The organism is Aneurinibacillus aneurinilyticus ATCC 12856 (genome assembly GCF_000466385.1).
GTDB lineage: Bacteria > Bacillota > Bacilli > Aneurinibacillales > Aneurinibacillaceae > Aneurinibacillus > Aneurinibacillus aneurinilyticus.
Genome location: NZ_KE952780.1, coordinates 1 through 2340, shown reverse-complemented (window position 1 = coordinate 2340; position 2340 = coordinate 1). Strand labels below are relative to the sequence as shown.

The window sequence follows — 2340 nt, the reverse complement described above, 5'->3', positions numbered from 1 at the left end:
GAAATTCAGGAAAGCTTCTTAAAATTCGCTTATAGTGATGAGATGATGCAAAGACGATTAGAAAATTCATTTATATGGGTTGCAGAAGTTGATAGGAAAATTGTGGGTTTTGCTAACTTTTCTCCCGTAAAAGAAGATGGCGAAACGGAACTCACGGCGATTTATTTAAATCCTGAGCACCAAGGTAAAGGCATAGGAACAGCTTTACTGAATGAAGGCATTATAAACTTAGAAGATGCAAAAGAGATTTTTATAAATGTAGAAAAAGACAATAGTATCGGAACAACCTTTTACAAAGCAAAAGGGTTCAAAGTTGTTTCTGAATTTGACGATAACTTTGATGGGTATATCCTAAAAACAGTAAGAATGGTTTTGAAAGTGTAAAACCCGCTAAATAACACGCTTTTTTAGCGTAAATAATATCGCTTATTTCATATTTCTTTATCTTATATGCAAAATAGAAATTGTAATAAGTATGAAGGATTGAAGGTAAAGTAAATATAGCTCCTCCATCACCATGAGTGAACTGTAACTCGAATAATGGACACTAAAAAAGTCCGTTATTCGGGTTACAGTTCACGCTAGAGAAAAATCCGCTTTTTGTTACGTTTCAATACCACGTTAGTTTTTTGTTTTTATTTTTATGTTCGGGCTTGCTATCTTTATCATTGGCAGAACATTCAAAGATACCATCACTCTTTTTTCTGAGACTTATAAGCAGTTATTCTATATGTTCATATAAGGTCACGCTTTCAATGTAGTTATGGATATATGTCCTTTCCCATTAACCGCATCTCGGTCACCTTTTGTTGAAAAATATGAGTGTACAGAGCTTCAGTATTATTCCTCAAAGGTAGCTTTATCTAAAAACCCCCTCCTTACTTGGTGGACGCTCCCCCTTACTTTTATCGCCTGCCCTCTACAACTCACGAAATACTGATTAAAGTGTTACTTGTAGCTTATACACAGGATTATATACTAAACTACTATTAATTATTAATATTTAGGAGTATATGGGCGTTTTTTTAATCTACAAACAGAAAAAATATCCCATTATGTGGGCCAATTAGGAATTTTTTTTAAAACTTACTATTTTTTTTTCGATTTTCGTGATATGGTAAGTAAGTTAAGTTAAGCTAAATAAAGTGGAGGTAAGTAAATGTTAAAAAAAGCAATTATAGCGGGGGTATTTTCAATCGGGTTAATTTTGTCCGGGTGCGGTCAGACAGGCGACCAACCCGCGGTTGGGAAAGGTAAATTAAACGCCGAACAAGTCCTTTCTGAAGTTGAAAAAGCATCAGGGAAACTGAAAAACTATGAAATGACCGCAAAAATGGATATGGAAATGGAAGCTAATGGGCAAACGATGAAAATGCCATCTACCATTACATCACAAATACAATTAGATCCATTACTTGTTCATCAAAAAATGAATACTGAAAATAATGGAACACCAATAAACCTTGAAATGTATGTAGCGAAAGACGAAATATATGTAAATTCACAAAATCAATGGGTTAAAATGAAAAATGAGGGTACGACCGAGTTAATAAAGGCGACCGAAAATATGAATCCTAGCAAAAAAATTGAACAAATGAAAAAATTTGCGAAGGACCTCTCATTAAATGAGGATAAAGACAATTATGAAATTAAATTCTCCGGCAAGGGTGATTCGGTTAAAGATTTCGCAAAAGAAATGATTACGGAGAACTTAGAAGCGAAACAGGCGGAAGCGTTAAAACAGCAATTCGACAAAATGAAAATCAACGAAATTTCATTCGGATATACGATTGACAAGAAGACTTTTTATCCAACAAAAGTTTCATTAGACCTTAACATGGATATCGGAGAAAACGGCCAAACGGCTAAAATGAAGATGAAAATGGACAGCACATCGAGCAAGTTTAACGAGTTAAAAGACCTTTCGATTCCGGACGATGTGAAGAAGAATGCGAAGGAAGTAAGCCCGAACAACGTGGCAGGATAACAAAAAAAGGAACGGAATTATATCCATTCCTTCAGCACTGTAGACAAACTTGGTTTTCATCGAGTTTATCTACAGTCTTTTTTATTTTATTACCACTCAAGGGTATCCTCTTGCTACAGTCTTCTATACTAAAGCCCAAGAACTGTAGTGATTAGGGTAGGTTGTTTACTTCATATGCCACCCGTATTCCAGATTCAACAGCTCCTTGCATCCATCCATGAGTAAGTGTAGTATGTTCTCCGGCAAAATGTACCCTTCCCTCTGGTGTAGGAATATAAGGATATAGCTCTAATTCTTGTCCTGGTTCAGAGGCTGTAAACGGGTTAACCCCCTAATTTTGGACACATACTACT

General features: G+C 35.5%; 2 protein-coding genes and 1 pseudogene. 2 read left to right on the top strand and 1 reads right to left on the bottom strand.

The annotated features are described in order from the left end of the window. Together HMPREF0083_RS11700 and HMPREF0083_RS11695 are read left to right on the top strand one after the other, a co-directional pair. The coding region (locus tag HMPREF0083_RS11700; RefSeq protein WP_021621577.1) for a GNAT family N-acetyltransferase at positions 1-384 on the top strand (384 nt) is incomplete at its 5' end. A gap of 775 nt (positions 385-1159) precedes the next feature. Then, positions 1160-1987 carry a DUF6612 family protein gene (locus HMPREF0083_RS11695; RefSeq protein ID WP_021621576.1) on the top strand — a complete coding sequence of 276 codons (828 nt, stop codon included), beginning with the start codon at positions 1160-1162 and terminating at the stop codon, positions 1985-1987. Between the two features lie 151 nt (positions 1988-2138). On the opposite strand, the pseudogene HMPREF0083_RS28035 reads toward HMPREF0083_RS11695, so the two are convergent. Continuing rightward, positions 2139-2306, bottom strand: a pseudogene (locus HMPREF0083_RS28035) (FAD-dependent oxidoreductase); the annotation flags it as partial. Positions 2307-2340: the final 34 nt, after the last annotated feature.

Bases quoted from the DNA above. Each gene is read 5' to 3' on its own strand.
- HMPREF0083_RS11695 (WP_021621576.1), top strand. From the start codon at position 1,160: ATGTTAAAAAAAGCAATTATAGCGGGGGTATTTTCAATCGGGTTAATT.